This window comes from Enterococcus sp. ZJ1622 (genome assembly GCF_011038845.1).
In the GTDB taxonomy this organism is placed as follows: Bacteria; Bacillota; Bacilli; order Lactobacillales; family Enterococcaceae; genus Enterococcus_B.
The window spans coordinates 178,679-201,569 of the sequence record NZ_JAAKDW010000001.1; the positions used below are offsets into that span (position 1 = coordinate 178,679).

The following is a 22,891-nucleotide window of genomic DNA, read 5'->3' on the forward strand; positions in this document are numbered from 1 at the left end:
TCAAAAATGGAGGGGACATCATGAAAGTTTTATTAGCTTGTGGCGGTGGAATGAGTTCTTCGATTTTAGCTGAGAACCTGATTGCAGAAGCACAGAAACAAGGTGATCATGATTTTCAAATCGAAGCAACGGGGACAGAGGAAGTATCGTTGAAGATGCAACAAGACAAGTGGGATGCTCTTTTGCTGGCTCCACAAGTCAGTTTCAGGAAAGAATATCTGCAAAAAGAGGCGGACGCCTATCATATTCCTTTGGTCCCGATAGAGGGAATCTTGTATACGCCGATGGGGCTCCCTGATTTATATCGGTTGATTCAAGAAAAGGTCAGTGAATAAAAGAAGTTTCTTCTTTTATTGCAACAAAATTAAAACGTTTCAAAAATAAGGAGGAGGAACATGGAGAAAAGAAAAACTGTTGATTTCAACAAGGTTGTCCGAATAATGGGGACAATTGCCAACAACCGTTATTTGACAGCTGTACGAAACGGGATGAGCGTCATTATCCCGGTAACGATTATCGGCTCGATTTTTATCATTCTTTTGAATCTGCCGATTGATGCTTGGAAAGATTTGATCGCACCATATGCAGAAAAGCTCACGATCCCAATGAATTTTACGATGGATTTTATGTCAGTGTATGTATGTGTGGGGATTGCTTCCAGTTTGTGTGAAGATTATAAATTAGACAAAGTATCTACTAGTGTTTTAGCTGTTCTGGCTTTTCTGATTGCCGCAATTACACCAGCTGTGATTGACGCAAAGGCTGCAGAACAAGCAGGACTGACGATTAGTGGTACCGTGTTGCCATTAGGGAATTTTGGCGCTGGTGGACTGTTTACAGCTATTATCATTTCGATTTTTACAGTTGAAGTTGTCCGTTTTTGTGTCAAGCGCAATATGGTTATCAAGATGCCTCAAGGTGTTCCGACTTCGGTGATCAATTCTTTTGCAGCACTGATTCCAGGAGCGATCGTGATCGTTACTGCATGGGTGATCAAAGTAGCATTGAATTTTGACATCAACCAGACGCTACAGTGGGTTTTCTCGCCTATCCGCTATTTTGCAGGAGATACGATTTTATCTGTCATTATTCCTATTCTTTTAATCACGATTGTATGGATCTTCGGGATTCATGGGATGATCATCGCCACACCGATCTTATACCCATTCTGGTACGAGAACTTGAATGCCAATATCAATGCAGCAGCGGCAAATGAAGCCATCCCACATTTTATGACTGAGCAGTTTTTTCAATGGTTTGTCTGGATTGGCGGTGCTGGAGCAACGTTGTCTTTGACTTTTCTGATGGCGTTTTTCGGGAAATCTGAATTCAGCAGGAAAATGGGCAGGTTTACGTTGATCCCTGGTATCTTCAATATCAATGAGCCGCTGATTTTCGGCGTACCGATCGTCATGAATCCGTTCTTTGCTATCCCATTTATTTTGGCACCGCTTACGATGGGGGTCATCACCTATTTAGCGATGGGCGTCTTCCATCTAGTAAACAGTCCGATCGCAATCGCGCCATGGACATTGCCTGCTCCGCTTGGGGCAATGATGGCGACAGGATTAGACTTTCGAGCAGGGATTTTAGCGCTAGTGAATATCGTGGTCGCTGGGCTTATCTATTATCCGTTTTTCAAAGCTTTTGATAAAAATATGGCAGAAAAAGAACGTGAAGCAGCGCAAGAATAAAGAGATGAAAAATCAATGACTATAAAACACATAGGAAGGTGAAGAAACTTGTTCGGAATTGCTGTCTATCCGTATAAAGAAGTGCAAGAAGAAACAGTAGATTATATCAAGACTGCGGCAAAATATGGGTTTGAGCGTGTATTTACGAATTTATTGATGATCGAGCCAGGGGAAGAAAAACAGGTGATTGAACGTTTGGAAACGATAATAAAAGAAGCAAGAAAGTGTCGAATGGAAGTGATTTTGGATGTGAATCCCGCAGTTTTTGAACAATTGGGCATCAGTCATCACGATCTTACCTTTTTCAAAAAAATGGGCGCAACAGGTATACGATTGGATTCCTCATTCGATGGGCTGGTTGAGTCACTTCTGACCTTTGATGAAACAGGATTGGATCTGGAAATCAATATCAGCAACGATACCTATTATTTAGAAAATATTTTATCCTATCAGCCAAATGCAAAACGTCTTATTGGCTGTCATAATTTTTATCCGCAACGCTTCACAGGACTAGATTATGAGTATTTTATGAAATGCTCGGCGAAATATAAAAAATTGGGCCTTCGTACGGCTGCTTTTATCAATTCACAGACAGCTGATCATGGACCGCATTGTTACACAGATGGGCTTTGTACACTGGAGCAGCATCGCGATTTGCCAATCGAACTTCAAGCTAAACACTTGGTTGCGACCAATCTGATCGATGATATCATCATTGCTAACGCATTTGCCAGTGAGGAGGAGTTAGCAGCGCTAAGTGCTTTATGCACAGACCAAATCGTATTGGATGTAGAATTCTCTTCGAATACGACAGGATTGGAAAAAGAAATCCTATTAGATAATCAGCATTTCAATCGAGGAGATATCAATCGTTTCAGTATCCGTTCGACGTTTGTCAAATTACGCTACCAAGATCAAGATATTCCGGAAAACAATGCGAAAGAAAAGGTCTCATACGCGGAGATTACATTGGGGAATAATTCCTTTGGGCAATACAAAGGAGAAATCAATATCGTGAAACAAGGGATGCCGAATGAACGTCGCGAAAAAAATGTTATTGGAAAAATCACCAAAAGCGATCAATTCCTGATTGATTATATCCAGCCATGGACGAAATTCAGATTTAGAGAGGTCAAAAAAGTCAATGAATAAATTGCCATATCGACAAGTCCACTTAGATTTCCATACGCCGGAGCTTCCTTACGCGCTAGGACAGCATTTCGACAAATCAGTTTTCCAGCAAACGTTAAAGGATGCGTGTGTGAATGCAGTGACTCTTACCGGGCGATGCCACCATGGTCACATTTATTATGATACCAAGCTTCCTGCTAGACATCCACAGATGACGAATGATTTTTTGATGCAACAGGTAGATGCCTGCCACGAAATCGGGATCAATGCGCCGATCTATCTGACAGTAGGCTGGGATGCCTATGCAGCTGACCATCATCCAGAATGGCTGGAACGTAAAACAGATGGGAGTTACTATGGCTTTCAAGATTATGGACAGCTAGCACCAGGATGGAAAACACTCTGTTTCAATACACCTTATCTAGACTATTTGAAAGAACAGATTATTGATACGATGTGTCATTTTAAAGAAAAACTTGATGGCTTGTTCTTCGACATCGTATGGCAGGATCCGTGTTGCTGCGGGGACTGTGTGGCAAAAATGAGACTGAATCAACTTGATCCGCAAAATGAACATGATCGAATGCTCTTTGCCAAACAAACAGAACAGTATTTGAAAGATGAGATTTACCAGATCGTCCATCAGCAAGAGTCGGATTGTCCGATTTTCTTCAACGAAGGGAATATTTTACCAAGTATACGGCCCAATTTATCTGAATACAGCCACTTGGAGATCGAGTCTTTACCAAGTGGAGAATGGGGCTATCAACATTTTCCTACCGTTGTCCGTTATGCGAAGAATCTGGGAAAAGAATATGTAGGTATGACGGGGAAATTCCATAAAGTATGGTCAGATTTCGGTAGCTATAAAAACCAAGCAGCATTAGAATATGAAACCTTTTTAGCGTTAGCTCATGGTGCGAAGTGTTCGATTGGTGATCAGATGTATCCGGATGGCACATTGCAGCCGGCAACTTATGAATTGATTGGTTCAGTCTATCAGCAAGTCCAGCAACTGGAAGGCTATAATGATCGAAGCCAAGCATTGACGGAAATCGCCATCCTTCATCCGGGTGTTATAGTTGAGAGTAAAGAGAAAGTAGATCTTTCATTAGCAGGAGCAGTAAATATGCTGAATGAAAGCCAGTATCAATTTGATATCGTTGATTTGGCAATGGATTGGAAAAAATATAAGGTGATTATCCTACCTGACAAAATCACAACAAATCAGGCAATCCAAGAAAAAACCAACGAATATCTGCAATTCACCACTGGGAAGATTATAGCGACTTATCAAAGCGGTTTAGATGAGAGAAATCGATTTTTACCAGGATGGGGTATCGATTATGTAGGAAATAATGAATTTATTCCGACTTACGGTAAATATGGCTTGTTATTCACAGATATCCTGCCCGATGGTGAACTGGTCTTGCATGGGCCTGGATTATTAGTGAAACCCCATGTAGCGGAAAGTATCGGTAATGAATATCGTCCAATGTACCAGCGCAGCTACCTGCATTATTACTCTCATTTTCAAGCACCTGTTGCAGAAGCTTCTGGTTATCCGGTTATTACGCAAAGCAGTCGAGTATATTATCTCAGTCATCCGATTTTTGAAATGTACAAAAGACACGGTGTTTTACAATATAAACAGATCATCCAACGGATCATCGAGAATATCTTAGGTGATCCTGTAATAAAAACATCAATGCCTGCAACTGGGGACGTCATTTTGAATCATAATGAAGAACGCCAAGAATTGATCATCAACTTCTTGCATTATCTTCCGCAAAGAAAATCACTTGAAATAGATACCATTGAATCAGTCATCCCGATATACGAGGTACAAACAGTGATCAACCTTGCACGAGTAAGCGAACTATGTAATAAAGCGATCACAAGAATTATGAGGGTATCTGATGTCCGGAATCAGCAAGAAATCAGCTATGATGTCTCTGAAACAAAAGTGAGATTTACGGTGCCGATGATCAAAGGATATCAGCTAGTCGTTGTAAAATATGAATAAAGAAAAAGGTGAAGAGATGGAAGGACTAGAATTGATTTCATTCGACATTATCAGACAAGTAGGAACAGCAAAATCAAAGGTAATGGAAAGTATGCAAAAATCACGAAAAGGCGAATTTGAGGAGGCAAAACAACTGATTCAAGAAGCAAATAAGCATTTGCTAGAAGGCGAAAAAACGCATTTTCAAGTGATCACGAAAGAGGCAAAAGAGGGAACGAAAGCAAAAGGTAAAAACATTGAATTGACGATCCTTTTTATACATGCAGAAGATCAGCTGATGTCCGCTGTGACATTGAGGGATCTGGCACAGGAACTTTTAGAAAGTTATCGAATGATGTTTGACTTGAAACAAATGATCACAGAGATCCGTTCCTAAGTATCTCGTCCCTTTTCACGTTTGCTATTTCCTCATTTTCTCCAGACTTTTTTCACTTTCTTAAATAGGACCTTATTTTTGATTGCTTCTCGTAGCAGATGGTATAATCATGAAAAGGTTATCTTGAACGATGATCTTTTCTTTTTATCTAGGAGAAAGGAGTGAAGAAAATGAAACATGTGAAAGCGTTGGTAGTGAAGGCGATTATGATCTGGGCGATTTTATGGATTGTTTTGACAGGTCTCTATGGGGTAAGGTTCATGGACTCGACGATTGTTGGGGCGATCATCGTGGTAATGATTTATGTTTTAGGAGATCTTCTTATCTTAAGAAAAGTAGGGAATATTGCTGCAACGATTGCAGACGCCGGTTCAGCTGCGGTCATTTTATGGCTGTATCTTTACTTCATGAACGATATGAGCAATATCTGGATGAAAGTATTGGTACCAGCATTATTGATCGGTGTAGCAGAATGGTTCTTCCACAAATGGCTGCTTAGCCAAGGGATCGTACCGGATGAACGAAAAATGGAATAAAAACAATGCGTGACAAAATAAAAGAAACTCCCTTGGCTGTTCGTTTTTATCGAATACCCGAGGGAGTTTTCAAATGATTTCTTATTAGCTGAAAATCATCTCATTTTTTCTGGTTTTCAATTCATACCCATCTGTACTGTCTGTCTTTTTCTTCGATTGAACAAGTAAAGTACCGTACAGATCAAAGGAATCACACCAGCAACCAGATACAGCCCTCTGAATGAAGTCAAGGATTTCAGCATCCCCATCAAATAAGGACCGACACCCAATCCCAGATCTAGACCAATGAAGTAAGTAGATAAAGCGATACTGATCCGGTGTTCTTTTACGATCTTCAAGCAGACAGCTTGTCCGTTTGACATGAATGTCCCATAACCTAGACCGACAAGTGCGCCAGAAACCAGAAGTGTGACGCTATTGGTCGTGACACTAAGCAGGAACAAACCGGCAGTCAAGAAAAGATAGCTTGGATACATCACATATTGTTCACCTTTGACATCAAAGATACGACCAGTCAATGGACGGGTGAATGTGATGACCAGTGCATAGACAACAAAGAAGAATGATCCAGCAGAAACTAGATGAATGATTTTAGTATAAGACGACAGGAAAGACAAAACACTTGAATAAGAAAGTCCCATCAAAAAGGCGATCCCTGTGATGAACAATGCTTTTTTTTCGATGAAACTATCGATATTCCATGAACGAAGCGATGTTTTCTGTGCGTCTGTCAAAGCGATATTCTTGACTGGGAAGAATAAGCAGGCAATCGTTACTAATAGGACTAAAATGATGGAGAACCAGATAATGAAATGGAAATCCGCCATGTTCAGCAAGATCATTCCTAAAAATGGTCCGACAGCAGCAGCTAAACTCGTACTTAGCCCATAGTAATTGATGCCTTCGCCTTTTTTTGATTCAGGGATATAGGCGGTCACGATCGCGTTCGTTGCGGTCGAAACAGTCCCATAGCCGAATCCGTTCAAAAAACGGACCAAGTACAAGATCCCGATCGTCGGCATATAGAGATAAGCTAAAGTGGTGAGTAGATAGAAGACAGCGCCACCGCGCAAAGTGATTTTCCGTCCGATCAATTCTAGTTGTTTCCCCATGAATAGCCGAGCTAATAAGGTACCAATAATATAGATCCCAGAAGCAAAACCAGCTTGGCTCAAGCTAGCATGCAGAGAATCTTGTGCAATAACAGCGATGATCACCATAAGTAGATAATAAATCAAATAAACGATAAAATTGATCAGTGTAACTCCGATAAAGTATTTATTGAATAATTTCTTTTCCATGTGTTCTGTGTTTTCCCCTTAATCTGAATAAGCTTTTAATTTTTGTATTTGTACTTCGACATCGTGATAATTCGACGGGTAGCGATCAACGAGCTGACGAATAAATAAATCGCGTGTCGTCATAAATAAGTTCAAGAATTCTTGACATTCATTTGACGGATTCTCATCGACAGATTTGATCAATTCAATTGAGTTCTGATAAGCGTCATTTAAGAAGACCAATGAAGCTTTCATGTCAAATCTTGTTTGATAAGCCGTTTCTAGTCGATCAATGATTGTGTTCATCCAATATTTCATGTTTTTTCCCTCTATTCTTAAAAGATTTTACTTCCGCAGTATAACGAAAAGAAAAAGGAAGGAAAATCACACTGGTAGTAACAAATAGTACTTAACAAATGTTAATATCATTAGTAAAATACCTATGGACTTTAAAAAGTCTAAAAGTCTTGTATGATTTTTTTAGATGAAAGTTTGGATGGGGGAGCATCATTGGATAGTACAGTATTAAAGGAATACTTGGAAAAGAATGATTTTCCAATCATACGGAAAGGGTATCGCAAATATTTGACATTCGAAGGGATGGAAGATTCGCATACGTATATCCTGAAAGAAGGAACGGTAAAAGCTAGTGTCATCTCGAATGACGGGAGAGAATTCAATCTTCGGTACATCAAAGACCTCGAGATCGTCTCTCTTTTAAAAGATGAATATTCACAATTCATCGATTCACCGTATAATATCCGGGTAGAATCGGAATATGCAGAATTTTATCGGATCAATCGTGTCAGATTTTGGCAAAATATCAATGAGGATCCCAAATTACAGCATTATGTAAAAGAGTATTATCGTTATCGCTTGCTGTATTCGATGAAAAAAATGCAGCAGATGCTATTGAACGGGAAGCTTGGCGCTGTATGTACTCAGTTATATGAACTATATGATTTATTCGGCGTACGAACTGATGAGGGGCTGCTGATTGATTTCGTGATCACCAACGAAGAAATCGCGAAATTCTGCGGGATCTCAACAGCAAGCAGTGTCAGCCGGATTTTGAAACAATTGAAAAAAAGCGGGATCATCAAGGTAAAAGATCACCACATCATTATCACGAATATGGATCTCTTAGAAGACAATATTATTTTTTGATATTTTTTATGAAATAAGGATATGAATTATAGAACAAAAGGGTACACGGCAAGACTTGACGTAACAAAAGTCCTGTCGTGTATCCTTTTTCTAATACATAGTGTTCGAGTAACTGACCCTTGGCATTAGTTCAGAACGAAGGGCTCCTTTCACAACCTCATTCTTGCCATGGTTTTTTTTAGACAGCCGATTCTGTTTGTTCTGATACGACGGTTTGATCAAAGGTTTGTTTTTCGATATCTGCTGCGTGTTCTTTTGCCAATTCGTTTTTATCATAGATTTTTACGAATGGATAATACATGAAAACAGATAAAATAATCAGCAAGACATTCAATACAGCCGCCCGCCAGTCACCGCCAGTGGCAAGATATGCGCCGATCGGTCCCGGCAATGTCCAAGGTGCCGTGATCGTCACTGCACTGACTAATCCTAATTTTGTTGCAAACCAAGCAATCGTTGCACAGACCATCGGAGCAAAGATAAATGGGATGATCAATGTCGGATTCAAGACGATCGGTACACCGAAAATCACTGGTTCATTGATATTGAAAATCGAAGGCGTGATGATCGCTTTCCCAAGTTTCGAAGCATATTTTGATTTTGCGGTAAAAGCAAGTAGAATAGCTAGACCAATCGTACAGCCAGCGCCACCGATCCAAACAAACCATTGATAAAAAGGCTCAGCAGCGATATTCGGCAATGCTTCGCCTGCAGCGGCCGCAGTTGTATTTGATTCCAGGATCTGTAACCACAAAGGACGCGCTAATGAACCAATGATCGAAACGCCATGGATTCCGAAAGCCCAGAAAAAAGTGATCATGAAAATCAAAAGCAAGACACTAGGTAATGTATCCGTCGCGCTGATCAGGGGACTCACGATCTTTGAGACAGCTGTATGCCAATCAAAGCCGATATAATAGCTGATAGTAGCCATAACTAAAATTACGATCAGCGTCGGGGTAAGGGATTCAAATGAACGAGCGACAGCCGGCGGAACTTGTTCTGGCATAGTGATCTTGAATCTTGACTTGTCGGTCATGCGATAGACCTCGACGGCAAAGATCGAAGTGATGATCCCAACAAACATCCCGCCGCCTCCTAGATTCGCCATGGGAAGCACAAAGCCGGAAGTACCAGCTGCATCTGCGGCTTCTAAAGGAATATTGACCGGAACAAAAGTCAGTAAAAAAGCAATCGTTGCTAAAATCCCGCCAGACACGACATCAAGCTTATAGGTCTTTGCTAAGCTAGCACCGATCCCAAATGTCGCATAAAGAGACATGATGAACATCGTCATGCGATAAGGAAGTAAAATAGTCGCCGCGTGTTCCGATAAGAATTGATAGATCCGAAAGCTTTGAGGTAAGGGCGGAAAAGCAATGATCAAGAAAAAAGAACCGACGATAATCAATGGAAGCGTAGCAATAATCCCGTCACGAATCGCTCGTAGATGCCGCTGGTTCGCGATTTTTGCCATAGGCCCCGCTAAATGTGTTTCAATGAAATCTGTAAATTTTGTTAACATACCAACACCCCTTTATCCAAATAGATTAAAAAACAATACCTTGATAAAGCCAAAGATAAGCCAAGCCCATAAGAACAAGTGACTCAGCTGAGAATGTAAGAATGAATCCCCGACTCATCCCTTTTTCCGTACGAATGAAATAGTGATTGATCGACAGCACAGCCGCCAGACTAGCTGGTAGAAAAAGCAGCATCCCTAAGCGGAAATCCCAATGCATCAAATAAAAAAGATACGGGATAAAGACTCCGCTGATGAGACAGGCGATCAGAAACAAAGCGGCAGCTTTAAACCCAAACAAAGGCGATATTTCTTCTGTTTTCCTTTCCATTTTTCTTCCTCCTTTAAAATCAAACGCTTACAAAAATAAGTATACAGGTAAGAAATCAAAAATCAAACGATATTTGAAATTTAGGTAATTTTATTTCTAGTTTGTTTGGAATCTAATTGATTTAAAAAAGTAGGGCACCGAGATTTATCAGAACCCAAAATGTTTCAATACAAAAAGAAGAGGTTGTGATAAACAGCTTATCACAACCCCGTTCTATTTTTTTGTTTTCATTGATCAGAAGCTTGACTTAAAAACTCCGTCCGCCTCCGCCGAATGTTCCGCCTCCGCTGGAATGGGTCGTACTCCCGCCACCTCCGCTTCCTGGCGGCGGACTTTTAGGGATACGTCTTGTCGTCACGAAGGAATTGGTTAAACGATCTGTTCTATCCGTCAGTTTCATACTTGATTTTTCACGAAATGGATATTTGTACGTACCTGATTTTAACTGGTAGCGAGAGACAGTGATTGTATAGAACAGGACACTTAGGATGAGAGCTAAGATAAGCGCAATTACGATCTCTGTCGTAGTCAGCACCTTGTATCGAGTGATTTTTCCCGTTTCTTCATCGACACGATAATGTCCGCCAGGTACGCCAGCTTCCACATACTCTGCAGTTTTCGTCAGGTAAGCCTGAGCTGCTTCAAAATAAGCCGCATTCGTCATTTGATCGTATACATCATCGAGAACAGCGTCGATCCGCTTGTCTGTTAAATAATCGATCATATTCCCGGAAGTCGAAATATAGATTTCGCGCTGAGACATATCCATCAGCAGCACAGAGCCGTTGTTGTCATTCCCAATTGCTTCCCGCAAATAATCATCAGCAAAATCTCTCGGCTCCTCTGTATTGGAAGTGGTAGTCACGATAAAGACTTGGCCTTTGATTTTTTGATTCAAAGTTTGCGCTTGCTGTTCTAAGGATTGGATCTGATCAGTCGTGAAAAGTCCTGCTTCGTCATTGACTGTTGCCGTTGCTGCATGGGCAGCAGATGGAAAACAAAAACTTGCCATCAGGAAGAGAAAAAAGAAAAAATGTTTTTTCATATCAGATACCCTCCGATCATAAAGAGGATCGCTAGAACAGCGAAGATGCCAAAAGCGGTCAAGCCAAGTTTTTTATGACTGATTGGCAGGACACCGCTGACTTTTCCCGTCTGACCATTCATTGCATAGTAATACACTTTTTTGCTTGAGTCATTGCTGCGATAAGTAACTAGCCAGACTGGCAAAAGGACATATTCATTCGTTTCACTTGTGATGTCAGCAGAAGTCCGGACACCCGTCAATGTCGTGTAGCCGTTTGCCGTGTCTTTCAGCAGTTTTTCGGAGTAGTCTCTTAATTCAGCCTGTACTTGTGACTTGATCGCTTCGTATTCGATATCACGTTTTTCTGCCTGGAAACCTGCTAGATACTGGCTTTTGAAATCGATCGCTTTGTTCAGCGGGAAGGGCTGGACGCCTTCGACCATTTTCTGCTGGGTATTTTTGGATAAGGCATTTTTGACAAGCTCCTTGAAGGAAAGATTCCCTTCTCTCGATACTGCATATTGCTTAGTCTCGGTATATTCGATATCCCCTACACGCCAGATCCGGATCACTGTCCCGTTGGCTTGCAAAGCGCCTTCGACCTGAGCATCGGTTGCCCAGTAAGGGAAGTAGACGCCAGTTAATTTGTCGATCTGGTCTTTGTTGAAGAAGGCTTTGGGAACAAACCATTTCTTTTTTGTCCATGCTAAAAATTTCTCGACTGCTTCTTCTTTTTCGATCGCAAAAGGGAGGACCTTGTTTGGCAAAAATTCTCCACTCAAACGTCCAGACAGTACGACCGGGTTGTGGCAATAATAACAATAAGTTGCAGCAGTAGTCGCATCAGTGACGATTTCTGCACCACAGTTGGGGCAAAGGAAGAGATCCATCGCCGCTTCCTTGCCAACTGTTTCATCAGCTGTATCTGAAAAACCGCCTGCTTCATCAAACGCTTTTCGTTCAGCCTCATCCATTTCAGCAAGCTGTTCTTCCGCTGTGAAAGTGAAGTCATCTTCTTGGTTTGTAGTGGGTTCTGTCGTTTTCGTTGTCTCGTTTGTTTCTTTTGACTCTTGATCTGATACGCCTCGAGCTTCCTTTTGTTGCTGCTCATAGAGACTGACTTCTTCTTCGGTATAGATATTCAAACAGTATTCGCAATGAAACTTTTGGTCTTTGGGATCAAAGGTCAAAGGCCCCCCGCAATTTGGACATTTATGTGTAAGGACATCCATCAGCTGCACACCTTTCTCAACAGATTAATCGACTGGAATACCTTTGAATGGTTTTCCGCAATTTGGACAGAATTTAGGGATGCCATTTGAAAGATCCACGATCTCATTACATTCACTGCAGCGCATTTGTAATTTTGGCTGTGCGTTTTCGACAGGTTTTGCAGCTCCGCAGTTCGAACAGAATTTTCCGGAATTCTCAGTTCCACAGACAGGGCAGGTCCAAGTATCAGAGTTGCCTTGAGCGGTTTGCTGATTTTGCTTTTCTGCCTGCTGCTTGATTTGTTCTTGGTTATTTTGTGCTGCTTGTGAAAGATAAGAGCCATTTGCATTCATGCCCATGCCGACACCCATGAAGCCTGTCATCGCGCCACCCTCATTTTTTCCGGCAGCTTCCATTCCTCGTGCAATCGAACCTTGGACATAGCCTTCTCGTACGCTTGGATCACCAAGCATGGCACCTTCGTTACGCATATTGATTAGTTTCACTGAATCATCGGTGTAAGAAATGCTGGCAACCGCAACCGATACGATCTCCATCCCGCGAAGCTCACGCCAGGATTCATCTAAAGCTGTGTCCATGTATTTGCTCAATTCCAAGCTTTTTGAAGGAACATAGGAGATCCGTTGTCCATCTGCGGACATCTGGTTGATCGCAGATTGTAAAGCAGTCAAGAATTCTGCCAGATATTGTTCGTTGATATCCGAGATTTCTACTTGTGTCTTGTTTTTAGGGATCGCGTTCGTATAGAACAAGATCGGGTCAACGATATGGATAGAATAAGTTCCATGGGCCCGTAAGAACAATTCAGCATTGTAGAAGTTGTCGAAATAATTCAATGGCGCACTCGTACCGAATTTGATTCCTTTGACTTCTTGCAGATTGATGTAAAAAACCTGTTGTTTCTGCGGTGTCACACCGCCGAATTTAAAACGGTCGAATGTTTCTGCGATGGCTTCTTTCAACGTGCCGTTGAACATGGAAGGTGCTGCATCGTTTTTGATGGTATAGTAGCCTTCTTCTGCGGTATAATCAATGATTTTCCCGCCGTCGACAAGAAGCATCATCATATTCGGATACACATGGACGACTGTTCCGTCAGTTAAGACATCGTCTGTCCCTTTTCGATTGGAACCGCGTTTGTCATCTTTGCGGACCTTGACACCTTTTGTCATAACCGTCGTGTCACTCATATTGTCCGGTTCGATCACCTCAAGCCACTGATCTGCCAGGCCGCCGCCAATCATACTTGTTGCTGCTTTGATAAGACCCATAAAAAATTCCTCCTTCGATTGAGCTGTCGTCAATTATTTTTGTGTTTTCATTATACCATAGTAGGATTTAAAACCTCTCGGACCAAAGACGGAGTTGGCGATAAAATTGATTATTCGTTAAATACCAGAAAAAGGCGTGATGTATAGTAGTTTTTTTAGCAGAAATCACGTATAATAAAAGATAGTGAATTTTTCAAAAAGAGAGGGATCCTTATGGCATATCAAGCACTTTATCGCGTCTGGCGCTCGCAGCGCTTCGATGACATCGTTGGACAAAAAGCTGTGACACAGACATTGAAGAATGCTATCGTTTCCCACAAAACTTCTCATGCGTACCTGTTTACGGGGCCACGCGGAACTGGGAAGACCAGTGCCGCGAAAATTTTTGCAAAAGCGATCAATTGCCCGAACAGCAAAGACGGTGAGCCGTGCAATCACTGCGAGATGTGTCAGTCGATTACAGCAGGGACACAAGAAGATGTCATTGAGATCGATGCTGCCAGCAACAACGGGGTAGAAGAGATACGATTCATTCGGGATCGTGCGAATTATGCGCCTACTAAAGCGGCATACAAGGTCTATATCATTGATGAAGTACATATGCTTTCAACTGGGGCATTCAACGCCTTGCTGAAAACATTGGAGGAACCAAAAGAAAGTGTTATTTTCATTTTAGCTACAACAGAACCTCACAAGATCCCGGCGACGATCATTTCCAGGACACAACGCTTTGATTTCAAACGGATCAATGCATCGGATATCGTGGAACATCTTGAATTCATCTTGAAAGAAACAGACATCGCTTATGAAGAACCAGCGTTAGGGGTCATTGCCAGAGCAGCAGAAGGCGGGATGCGGGATGCGTTGAGTATTTTGGATCAGGCTATCTCGTTCAGTGAGGGAACGATCACCTTGGATGACGCGATGCAAGTAACCGGGAGTCTGACCGATGAGATGATGAACGAATATCTCAATGCTTGCGTGAAAAAGGAAGTCCCCAAAGCGCTGGAGTCTTTGAACAAGATTTTGGCTGCTGGGAAAGAATCTCGCCGATTTTTAGAGGATCTGTTGCAGTATTGTCGTGATCTGCTGATGTATCAGCAGGCACCTAATCTCGTGACAGAACAGACGAGTTCAGTAACTTCTGCATTCATCGAATTGTCAGAATCAGTTTCAGCAGATCAGTTGTTTCAGATGATCAATATATTAAGCGAAACGCAAAACGAGATTCGTTTTACGAATAGTGCTACTATTTATTTAGAAGTCGCAACTGTCAAACTGGCACAGTCTTCTTCATTGCTAAGTCATCAACCAGTAAGTACGGTGGACGATCAGCTTGTCAAGCAGCTGCAGCAAGAGATCGCCCAATTAAAAAAAGAAATCAATGCAATCAAGAAAAATGGCGTAAGCACATCAGGACCATCACAGCCGCAGCCACAGCCAGTGCATAAAAAGCAGGCAAGTACTTATCGGGTGCCGACAGAGCGTGTCTACAACGTTTTGAGAGAAGCTACCCGTCAGCACTTGAACCATGTCAAGGAAGTCTGGGACGATCTACTGATGAGCCTGTCAGTCACGCAACGTGCGATGCTGAAAGCCAGTGAGCCAGTCGCAGCTGGTCCAACAGGGCTGGTCATCGCATTCGATTACGAGATCGTATGCCAGCGAGCGGCAAACGACGAAGATCTGAAGCTTTCTGTCCACAACAACCTTAGTCAGATGATCAAGGACTATGCACCAGAACCGGTGTATATCACGCGAGAAAGCTGGCCGGAGATCCGTAAGAGCTATTTGACCCATGTGAAAGAAGAGGGAACAGAAAACTCATTTGCACCTGAGGAGTCTGAAGGAGAGATCGAACTGCTCCCGCAAGAGCAGGAAACATCTTCTGAAGAGACAGTGGTAGCTAAAGCGGAAGAGCTTTTTGGTACAGAATCGGTAACTGTGGTCGATGATTGAATCGACAGATAAATGAACACAAAAAAGGAGAGAGATAGATATGATGCGCGGAATGGGCAACATGCAAGGAATGATGAAACAAGTACAAAAAATGCAGAAAGAAATGACAGCAGCACAAGAAGAATTGAATGCTTCTGAATTCACAGGAGCATCGACGAACGATTTGGTGACCGTCGTATTTACGGGCGAACGTCAGATGAAAGATATCCAGATCAAAGAAGAACTCGTTGATCCAGAAGACATCGATATGCTGCAAGATCTTGTATTGATGGCAGTCAATGATGCGATGGCGAAAATAGAAAAGGAAACAGAGAAAAAAATGGGGAAATATGCGAAAGGGCTGACCGGCTTTTAATCACCCGATGAAGGAGCAATGACGAATGCAATATCCAGAACCGATTGCAAAATTGATCGACAGTTATATGAAGCTTCCGGGAATAGGGCAGAAAACAGCGACAAGACTCGCTTTTTATACGATCGATATGAAAGACGAAGTAGTCAATGAATTTGCCAAATCACTGCTGAGCGTGAAACGTGATCTGCACTTTTGCAGTATTTGCGGGAACATCACTGAAGAAGATCCATGTGAAATCTGTAAAGATCCTTCTAGAGACAGAAGCATCATCTTGGTCGTAGAAGAACCGAAAGATGTCATGGCGATGGAGAAAATGCGGGAATACCGCGGACTTTATCATGTACTGCACGGTGTTTTGTCTCCAATGGAAGGGACCGGACCGGAAGATATCAATATTTCTTCTCTTTTGCAGCGTCTCCATGATGATGAAGTCAAAGAAGTGATCATCGCGACAAATGCAACGACTGAAGGCGAAGCTACAGCTATGTATCTGTCACGATTGATCAAACCTGCGGGGATCAAAGTCACTCGTTTAGCACATGGACTATCTGTTGGTTCTGATATTGAGTATGCAGACGAAGTGACCTTGATGAAAGCAGTCGAAGGAAGACGAGAGTTGTAAATTTTTGTTTAAAAGAATTTTTCAGATACAATGAAAGAAGTAGCACAAGAGATGGGGGCAACAATGTGAATGGACTATTCATTACAATCGAGGGACCAGACGGCGCTGGAAAAACCAGTGTGCTGAATGAGCTGTTTCCTCTTTTGAAAAACGTAGCAAAAACAGAAATCATCCAGACAAGAGAACCTGGCGGGATCCCGATCGCTGAAGAGATCAGGGCAGTGATCCTTGATCCTAAGAATGACCGGATGGATGAACGGACGGAAGCACTGCTTTATGCAGCAGCAAGAAGACAGCATCTAGTCGAGAAGGTCCTGCCAGCATTGGCTGAAGGGAAAATCGTCTTATGTGACCGTTTTGTCGACAGTTCTCTTGCTTATCAAGGCGCAGGACGCAGGATCGGCGTTTCTGAGATCGCCCGACTGAACGAATTTGCTACAGAAGGTACGACACCAGATTTCACCCTTTATCTTGATGTGGATTCAGACACTGGGCTTCGCCGGATCGAAGAACATCGGCATGATCAGATCGATCGCCTGGATTCAGAAGGACTGGAATTCCATCAGCGGGTCCGCCATGCGTACTTGAAACTTGCGGAAGAAAATCCTGAAAGAATCCATAAAATCGATGCAAGACAATCCTTTGAAGAAGTCCTTCAAACAAGTTATCACGCAATCATTGACCAATATCCGCAATTTTTTGAAAAACAGGAAGGTGAACGTTCATGAAAATCATTTTAGCTATTATCCAAGACAAAGACAGCAACCGTTTGTCCAATGAATTGATCGATGCCAATATACGTGCAACGAAATTGTCATCCACAGGTGGCTTCTTGAAAGCCGGTAACAGTACATTTATCGTCGGTATCGAAGACGAACGTGTAGAAGAAGCATTGGAGATCATCAAAAAAACATGTGAATCCAGAAAACAATTTGTTTCGACCCCTGTGACTTTAGATATTTCGATGGATGGCGGCGTACCTTATCCAGTTGAGGTTGAAGTAGGTGGTGCAACAGTGTTCGTCTTGCCTGTTGAAGGATTCCATCAATTTTAGGAGGAACTTATGGGAGCTGTAGATCGAGAATTAAATCTGGCTCAAATGCAACCTATCGTGTATCAGCAGCTTCAGCGAAGTTTTGAGCATGGGCGTCTCGCTCATGCTTATCTTTTTGAAGGAGAAAAAGGAACTGGTAAACATGAGATGGGCATCTGGCTAGCACAACATCTTTTCTGTACGCAACTGCAAGACAACCAGCCATGTGGAACATGTAACAATTGTCGCCGTATCGAAAACAAAGAACATCCCGATGTGTTGGTGATCGAACCAGATGGGCAAACCATCAAAGTAGAGCAGATCCGCCGCCTCCAGACAGAATTCAGCCGAAGCGGCTATGAATCGAGAAAGAAAGTCTTTTTGATCCAGTCGGCAGAAAAAATGAACAGCAGTGCGGCAAACAGCCTGCTGAAGTTTTTGGAAGAACCAACAGGCGACTTTCTAGCTATTTTGGAAACAGATGCGGTCGGTCGCATCTTGCCAACGATCCAATCTCGTTGCCAAGTGCTCCATTTCCAAGAACTCTCAAAAGAATCGCTGATCCATAAATTGCAGGAAGAGCAGATCTCAAATGAAAAAGCAAAACTTTTGGCTTTCTTAACAAACAGTTTAGGAAAAGCAGTTGAAATCTCACAAGATGAATGGTTTAATGATGCTAAGGACTTGATTTACCAATGGTTTGTGTACCTACAAAAGCATGATACGCAAGCATTCATCTATGTCCAGAAAAAACTGACGAAAGCGTTCAAAGAAAAATCGCAGCAATTTACAGGTTTGATGATCCTGATGTTTTATTATCAGGAGGCTCAGTATCAGGCGATAAATGCTGGCGAATACGGGAAAGTCAAGCAGATAAACCGTACGATCGAACGCATCTTAACGGCAGAACAGAAATTACGAAGCAACGTCAGCTTCCAGGCAGTGGCGGAACAATTTGTTTTACAGACAATTTTTTGAGTCATGTATATGTTTATTGTGAAGAAGAATGATCAAGGAGGATGGAAATGGTCGAAGTAGTAGGTGTCCGTTATAGAGATGCTGGTCATATCTATTATTTTACACCCGGAGATTCTGAATATGTTTATAATGATAAGGTGTTAGTCGAATCTCAGCAAGCCTTACATATTGCAACTGTTGCCATCCCCAAGAAAGAAATTGATCCGGAAGAGCTTCCAGATCAGCTCAATCCGATTCTGCACAAAGCAGCGCCAGCTGAAATGGAAAAACATAAAAAGAACGAAAAGGATGCACAAGCTGCATTGAAGATCGCCAAAGAAAAAGTCAGGAACCATCGATTGGAAATGAAAATCGTCAAAGTCGAATATACCTTTGATCGAAGCAAGCTGATTTTTTCGTTCACTGCAGATGGTCGGATCGATTTTCGAGAACTGGTCAAAGATCTGGCAGGAGTATTTCGCACGAGGATCGAGCTTCGGCAAATCGGTGTTCGAGATGAAGCAAAGCTTGTCGGTGGCATCGGGCCATGTGGACGTCCATTGTGCTGTTCTTCTTTTCTAGGCGATTTCGTTCCTGTTTCGATCAAGATGGCAAAAGATCAGGGTTTGTCATTGAATCCGACAAAAATATCAGGTTTATGCGGACGTTTGATGTGCTGTTTGCAATATGAAAGCGAAGAATATGAATTAGCAAAAAAAGAACTCCCTGACTTTGGAAAAGTGATCGATACACCTGATGGTAAAGGGAAAGTCGTAGGGTTGAATCTGCTTAGCCGTGTAGTGAAGATCCGGCTGACTGGACGGGAAAATCCTGTCGAATATGAATGGGATGAATTAAAAGAGTTTATCCAAGTAGGTGAAATGAATGGATAAGAGATCATTGTACGACGGTCTGAATCAGTTAGAATCAGAGTTGCGAAATACCTTGACGGAATTGGTCGAGATGAAACATGCTTTGCATGAGATCGTCGAAAAAAATACGACTTTAGAGATGGAGAACCAGCGTTTACGTGAACATTTACGGGAATTGAACCAAGTGGCGCAAGCTCCTGCCGAAAGTGTGAAGCAGGAACTGTCCAAATCTCGGATGAATCTGGAAAAAATCTATGAAGAAGGTTTCCATGTCTGTTATGATTTATATGGTTCCAGACGGGAAAATGATGAACCTTGTGCGTTTTGTTTAGAAGTAATCTACCGTGAGAGCGGACGCTGATTAATCGAAAGAAATGACTGGAGCAAATGTACGGATGCTCCAGTTTTTTTATGAGGAGACGGTGAAATGTACAACCAAAAGAGTTTTAAAGGAACCCAGGAATACGGCACACTTTATCTTGTGCCTACCCCTATCGGAAACTTGGAAGATATGACCTTCCGCAGTGTGCGGCTGCTGCAGGAAGCAGAATTGATCGCAAGTGAAGATACGCGCAATACACAAAAATTATTGAATCATTTTGATATCCATACGCCGCAAAAAAGTTTGCATGAACATAACTATAAGGAACGGATTCCGCAATTGACTGCATTCTTAAAAGAAGGCAAGTCGATCGCTCAAGTAAGCGACGCGGGGATGCCTTCGATCAGTGATCCAGGACATGAATTAGTTCTAGCTTGCATCAAGGAAGGGATTTCCGTGGTCTCTGTACCAGGACCGACAGCAGGTATGACCGCGCTGATTGCCTCGGGTCTGTTACCTCAGCCCTTTTTGTTCTACGGATTTTTACCGCGAAAGAAAAAAGAGCAGAAAACGATCTTAGAAGACTTGAGATCACAGACAGCTACCCTTATTTTCTATGAGTCCCCTTATCGAGTCGCAGCCACTTTAGAAAATGCATTAGCAGCATTCGGGAATCGGCAAGCGGTGCTATGCCGTGAATTGACAAAGATACATGAGGAGTATTTGCGAGGCGACATAGAGGAGTTACTGACCTATCTTGAAAGCCATCCAGTAAAAGGAGAATGCTGTCTGCTGATCTCCGGCAGTGAAGACAATGACCAACCAGCAGAGACTAAGACTACAGAAACTTTGAAAGAACAAGTAGAAAGTCAAATCGCACTTGGCTTAAAGCCGAATGCAGCAATCAAAGCTGTCGCGACCAAAAACGGGCTGAAGAAGCAGGAAGTGTATCGGCAGTATCATGAGTTGGATTAGAGGTTGTGACAGTGTCGTTCAGCTTTAGGGGGATAAGAAAAAGTTTGTGAAAATGGCTTTCCACATTTTTACATAAATTTGACTTATCTCCGAAAAGCTGGCACTGGAACACCGTGTATCAGAGGTTGTGAAAAAGCTGTCCTGCATCAAGCAGTAAGGATGAGCAGATAAAAATAGCTCTCCTTATTTCTGCATAAATTTGTCTTATCGCTTGAACTGCGGCATTCGAAGTTTTTAAAGAACAAAGAGAATTTCACAGGTTAGGAACTGGTCCATGCCATCACAAAAGACAAGTGTTGGCATGGATCTTTTCCTCTTGGATCGAGCATTTTTTGTCCTTATCCTGCTGCTTGTATGCGAACAGAAGTTCTTGTATAATAGGAAAGGAGGTGGAGAATGATGGAACTGAAATTCCCTTTACATAATGATACATCGAGAAAAATCATCCATATCGATATGGACGCGTTCTTCGCCTCTGTGGAAGAACGAGATCATCCGGAGTTTCGGGGACATCCACTGGTCATTGCTAGGCACCCAAGCGATACGGGAGGACGAGGAGTCGTGACTACAGCTAATTACGAAGCGAGAAAGTACGGGATTCATTCTGCCATGAGTGCCCAAAAAGCATATGAATTGTGTCCGCAGGCAATCTTCAAACCAGGTGATCATCAAAAATACAGTGAAGTATCTAAAAAAGTAAGAGAAATCTTCCACCATTACACAGATATTGTCGAGCCTGTCAGTATCGATGAAGCTTATTTGGATGTAACAGAGAATAAAGTCGGCTGCAAATCAGCAATCAAAATCGCGCGTATGATCCAGTCAGATATTTGGGATGCTGTCCAGCTGACCTGTTCTGCAGGAGTCAGTTACAACAAATTTCTAGCCAAACTCGCTTCTGATTATCAGAAACCTCGAGGGATCACTGTAGTTGCTCCGCAAGATGCTGTTTTATTCCTAAAGGCACTGCCTATCGAGAAATTCCATGGCGTTGGGAAAAAGACTGTGCCAAAAATGCATGAATTAGGGATCTTTACAGGTGAGGATCTGTACGAGTGCACAGAGATGATGCTGATCCAAAACTTTGGGAAGATGGGCTATTCATTGTATCGAAAAGTGCGCGGTATCCATGATTCACCTGTGAATGTGACAAGAGAACGAAAATCAGTCGGAAAAGAGCACACTTACGGTCAGCCTTTACAAACTGAAGAGGCTGTACTTGCGCAGCTTCGCCAGCTAGCTGAAAAAGTCGAAGAAGCATTGCGACGTGTACAAAAACATGGGAAAACTGTAGTATTGAAAGTTCGGTACACGGATTATTCAACAATCACTAAACGAGTGACGCTACCAGAATATATCTATAAAAAAGAAGCGCTTTTTTACCAGGCAAGCTTGATTTGGGAAGAGATTTTGGGGATCGAGAAAGGGATTCGTCTATTAGGGATCACTTTGACAAATCTAGACCCGATGACTTATGAGAATATCGTTCTGCCATTATGGGGAAACGATGAAAATTAAAAAACGACTTTGAAGAGAAGAACGAGTACGCTGTCATGGAGTACTCGTCTCTCTCAAAGCCGTTTTTTTATATCAGGTCTTGTTTTTTGATTTGTTCATAGGTTTCTGTCGCATCGGTACACTTGTCCCAGATGATGACTTTGTTTTCCGCCAATGATTTTTGGACGTCGATGATCCGTTGATTGCTGCTTCCGCGAAATTGCAGTTTCAGATCACGCTTATTGATATCGAACCGTCCATCTACCAAAATATCGATTTGGGAGAGAAGTGCCAGCTTATCTTCAGAATCCTGCAGCAACTCATCAAAGGTATAGCCGGTCCATGACCAGATATCTTTCGTATGGCCGAACTCTTCACGGATCCGTTTGACTACTTGCAGGCAAACCTCTGTATTCAAAAAAGGCTCACCGCCTAAAAGAGTCAGGCCTTGAACATAATCGTGACGAAGATCTGTCATGATCTGTTCTTCCAGTTCTTTTGTAAAAGGTTTGCCGTAGCGGAAGTTTTGTGCCGCCTTGTTGAAGCAGCCTTCACAGGCAAATAGACAGCCGCTTACATACAAACTGTTCCGCACACCTTCACCGTCGACGAAATTGAACGGTTTGTAATCAGCGATATAATTTTGGCTGTAATCTTTTGCCAGCCATTCTTGTGGTTTGGGATTTCGCATAAAAAAACTTCTTT

General features: G+C 42.3%; 25 protein-coding genes. 17 read left to right on the plus strand and 8 right to left on the minus strand.

Annotated features, from left to right (window positions below; genetic code table 11):
• Nucleotides 1-20 precede the first annotated feature (20 nt).
• The 6 genes from G7Y42_RS00895 (at nt 21) to G7Y42_RS00920 (ending at nt 5,763) form a co-directional block, all read left to right on the plus strand.
• Nucleotides 21-335, plus strand: a complete 315-nt coding sequence (locus G7Y42_RS00895; protein ID WP_165002980.1) for a PTS diacetylchitobiose transporter subunit IIB — start codon at nt 21-23, stop codon at nt 333-335.
• Nucleotides 336-395: 60 nt separating this feature from the next.
• Complete coding sequence (locus G7Y42_RS00900) at nt 396-1,694, plus strand: PTS transporter subunit EIIC (protein ID WP_165002982.1); 1,299 nt, start codon at nt 396-398, stop codon at nt 1,692-1,694.
• Between the two features lie 48 nt (nt 1,695-1,742).
• Entirely contained in the window at nt 1,743-2,846 is a 1,104-nt protein-coding gene (locus tag G7Y42_RS00905; protein WP_165002984.1) for a MupG family TIM beta-alpha barrel fold protein, read from the plus strand.
• Entirely contained in the window at nt 2,839-4,851 is a 2,013-nt protein-coding gene (locus tag G7Y42_RS00910) for an alpha-amylase family protein (RefSeq protein WP_165002986.1), read from the plus strand. Before G7Y42_RS00905 ends, G7Y42_RS00910 begins: the two co-directional genes overlap by 8 nt.
• Entirely contained in the window at nt 4,844-5,227 is a 384-nt protein-coding gene (locus G7Y42_RS00915; protein WP_241161888.1) for a PTS lactose/cellobiose transporter subunit IIA, read from the plus strand. The genes G7Y42_RS00910 and G7Y42_RS00915 overlap by 8 nt, the downstream gene beginning before the upstream one ends.
• A gap of 170 nt (nt 5,228-5,397) precedes the next feature.
• Nucleotides 5,398-5,763, plus strand: a complete 366-nt coding sequence (locus G7Y42_RS00920; protein ID WP_165002989.1) for a DUF2512 family protein — start codon at nt 5,398-5,400, stop codon at nt 5,761-5,763.
• 116 nt (nt 5,764-5,879) lie between these two features.
• Here G7Y42_RS00920 and G7Y42_RS00925 read toward each other — a convergent pair whose 3' ends face one another.
• Nucleotides 5,880-7,064: an MFS transporter gene (locus G7Y42_RS00925; RefSeq protein WP_165002991.1), complete on the minus strand. Its 1,185-nt coding sequence runs from the start codon at nt 7,062-7,064 to the stop codon at nt 5,880-5,882.
• Nucleotides 7,065-7,082: 18 nt separating this feature from the next.
• Nucleotides 7,083-7,361, minus strand: coding sequence for a hypothetical protein (locus G7Y42_RS00930; protein WP_165002993.1), 279 nt, complete (start codon nt 7,359-7,361; stop codon nt 7,083-7,085).
• A 192-nt stretch (nt 7,362-7,553) separates the two neighbouring features.
• On the opposite strand from G7Y42_RS00930, the gene G7Y42_RS00935 reads away from it, so the two are divergent.
• On the plus strand, nt 7,554-8,210 hold the full coding sequence (locus tag G7Y42_RS00935) for a Crp/Fnr family transcriptional regulator (protein WP_165002995.1): 657 nt from the start codon (nt 7,554-7,556) through the stop codon (nt 8,208-8,210).
• 178 nt (nt 8,211-8,388) lie between these two features.
• Here the strand turns inward: G7Y42_RS00935 and G7Y42_RS00940 are convergent, their stop codons facing one another.
• The 5 genes from G7Y42_RS00940 to G7Y42_RS00960 form a co-directional block, all read right to left on the minus strand.
• On the minus strand, nt 8,389-9,735 hold the full coding sequence (locus G7Y42_RS00940) for a PTS sugar transporter subunit IIC (RefSeq protein ID WP_165002998.1): 1,347 nt from the start codon (nt 9,733-9,735) through the stop codon (nt 8,389-8,391).
• Nucleotides 9,736-9,760: 25 nt separating this feature from the next.
• Nucleotides 9,761-10,063 (minus strand): hypothetical protein, encoded by a 303-nt coding sequence (locus G7Y42_RS00945; protein WP_165003000.1) that lies wholly within the window; start codon nt 10,061-10,063, stop codon nt 9,761-9,763.
• 247 nt (nt 10,064-10,310) lie between these two features.
• A complete protein-coding gene (locus G7Y42_RS00950) occupies nt 10,311-11,108 on the minus strand; it encodes a TPM domain-containing protein (RefSeq protein ID WP_165003002.1) in 798 nt (265 codons plus the stop codon).
• Nucleotides 11,105-12,322: a TFIIB-type zinc ribbon-containing protein gene (locus G7Y42_RS00955; protein ID WP_165003004.1), complete on the minus strand. Its 1,218-nt coding sequence runs from the start codon at nt 12,320-12,322 to the stop codon at nt 11,105-11,107. The genes G7Y42_RS00950 and G7Y42_RS00955 overlap by 4 nt, the downstream gene beginning before the upstream one ends.
• Before the next feature lie 24 nt (nt 12,323-12,346).
• A complete protein-coding gene (locus G7Y42_RS00960) occupies nt 12,347-13,594 on the minus strand; it encodes an SPFH domain-containing protein (protein ID WP_165003006.1) in 1,248 nt (415 codons plus the stop codon).
• Nucleotides 13,595-13,807: 213 nt separating this feature from the next.
• On the opposite strand from G7Y42_RS00960, the gene dnaX reads away from it, so the two are divergent.
• The 10 genes from dnaX to dinB all read left to right on the plus strand — a co-directional run bounded on the left by dnaX (nt 13,808) and on the right by dinB (nt 22,207).
• Nucleotides 13,808-15,553, plus strand: coding sequence for a DNA polymerase III subunit gamma/tau (gene dnaX, locus G7Y42_RS00965; protein ID WP_165003008.1), 1,746 nt, complete (start codon nt 13,808-13,810; stop codon nt 15,551-15,553).
• Nucleotides 15,554-15,593: 40 nt separating this feature from the next.
• Nucleotides 15,594-15,908 carry a YbaB/EbfC family nucleoid-associated protein gene (locus G7Y42_RS00970; RefSeq protein WP_165003010.1) on the plus strand — a complete coding sequence of 105 codons (315 nt, stop codon included), beginning with the start codon at nt 15,594-15,596 and terminating at the stop codon, nt 15,906-15,908.
• 25 nt (nt 15,909-15,933) lie between these two features.
• Entirely contained in the window at nt 15,934-16,530 is a 597-nt protein-coding gene (gene recR, locus G7Y42_RS00975; RefSeq protein ID WP_165003012.1) for a recombination mediator RecR, read from the plus strand.
• 65 nt (nt 16,531-16,595) lie between these two features.
• Nucleotides 16,596-17,258: a dTMP kinase gene (gene tmk / locus G7Y42_RS00980; RefSeq protein ID WP_165003014.1), complete on the plus strand. Its 663-nt coding sequence runs from the start codon at nt 16,596-16,598 to the stop codon at nt 17,256-17,258.
• Nucleotides 17,255-17,584: a cyclic-di-AMP receptor gene (locus tag G7Y42_RS00985; RefSeq protein ID WP_010718688.1), complete on the plus strand. Its 330-nt coding sequence runs from the start codon at nt 17,255-17,257 to the stop codon at nt 17,582-17,584. The genes tmk and G7Y42_RS00985 overlap by 4 nt, the downstream gene beginning before the upstream one ends.
• A gap of 9 nt (nt 17,585-17,593) precedes the next feature.
• Entirely contained in the window at nt 17,594-18,541 is a 948-nt protein-coding gene (gene holB / locus G7Y42_RS00990) for a DNA polymerase III subunit delta' (protein ID WP_165003016.1), read from the plus strand.
• A gap of 47 nt (nt 18,542-18,588) precedes the next feature.
• On the plus strand, nt 18,589-19,413 hold the full coding sequence (locus G7Y42_RS00995; protein ID WP_165003019.1) for a stage 0 sporulation family protein: 825 nt from the start codon (nt 18,589-18,591) through the stop codon (nt 19,411-19,413).
• A complete protein-coding gene (locus tag G7Y42_RS01000) occupies nt 19,406-19,753 on the plus strand; it encodes a DNA replication initiation control protein YabA (RefSeq protein ID WP_165003021.1) in 348 nt (115 codons plus the stop codon). Before G7Y42_RS00995 ends, G7Y42_RS01000 begins: the two co-directional genes overlap by 8 nt.
• 66 nt (nt 19,754-19,819) lie before the next feature.
• Nucleotides 19,820-20,689, plus strand: coding sequence for a 16S rRNA (cytidine(1402)-2'-O)-methyltransferase (rsmI, locus tag G7Y42_RS01005; protein ID WP_165003023.1), 870 nt, complete (start codon nt 19,820-19,822; stop codon nt 20,687-20,689).
• 396 nt (nt 20,690-21,085) lie between these two features.
• Complete coding sequence (gene dinB / locus G7Y42_RS01010; protein ID WP_165003025.1) at nt 21,086-22,207, plus strand: DNA polymerase IV; 1,122 nt, start codon at nt 21,086-21,088, stop codon at nt 22,205-22,207.
• Nucleotides 22,208-22,274: 67 nt separating this feature from the next.
• On the opposite strand, the gene nrdG is transcribed toward dinB, so the two are convergent.
• On the minus strand, nt 22,275-22,877 hold the full coding sequence (gene nrdG, locus G7Y42_RS01015) for an anaerobic ribonucleoside-triphosphate reductase activating protein (RefSeq protein ID WP_165003027.1): 603 nt from the start codon (nt 22,875-22,877) through the stop codon (nt 22,275-22,277).
• Between the last annotated feature and the right edge of the window lie 14 nt (nt 22,878-22,891).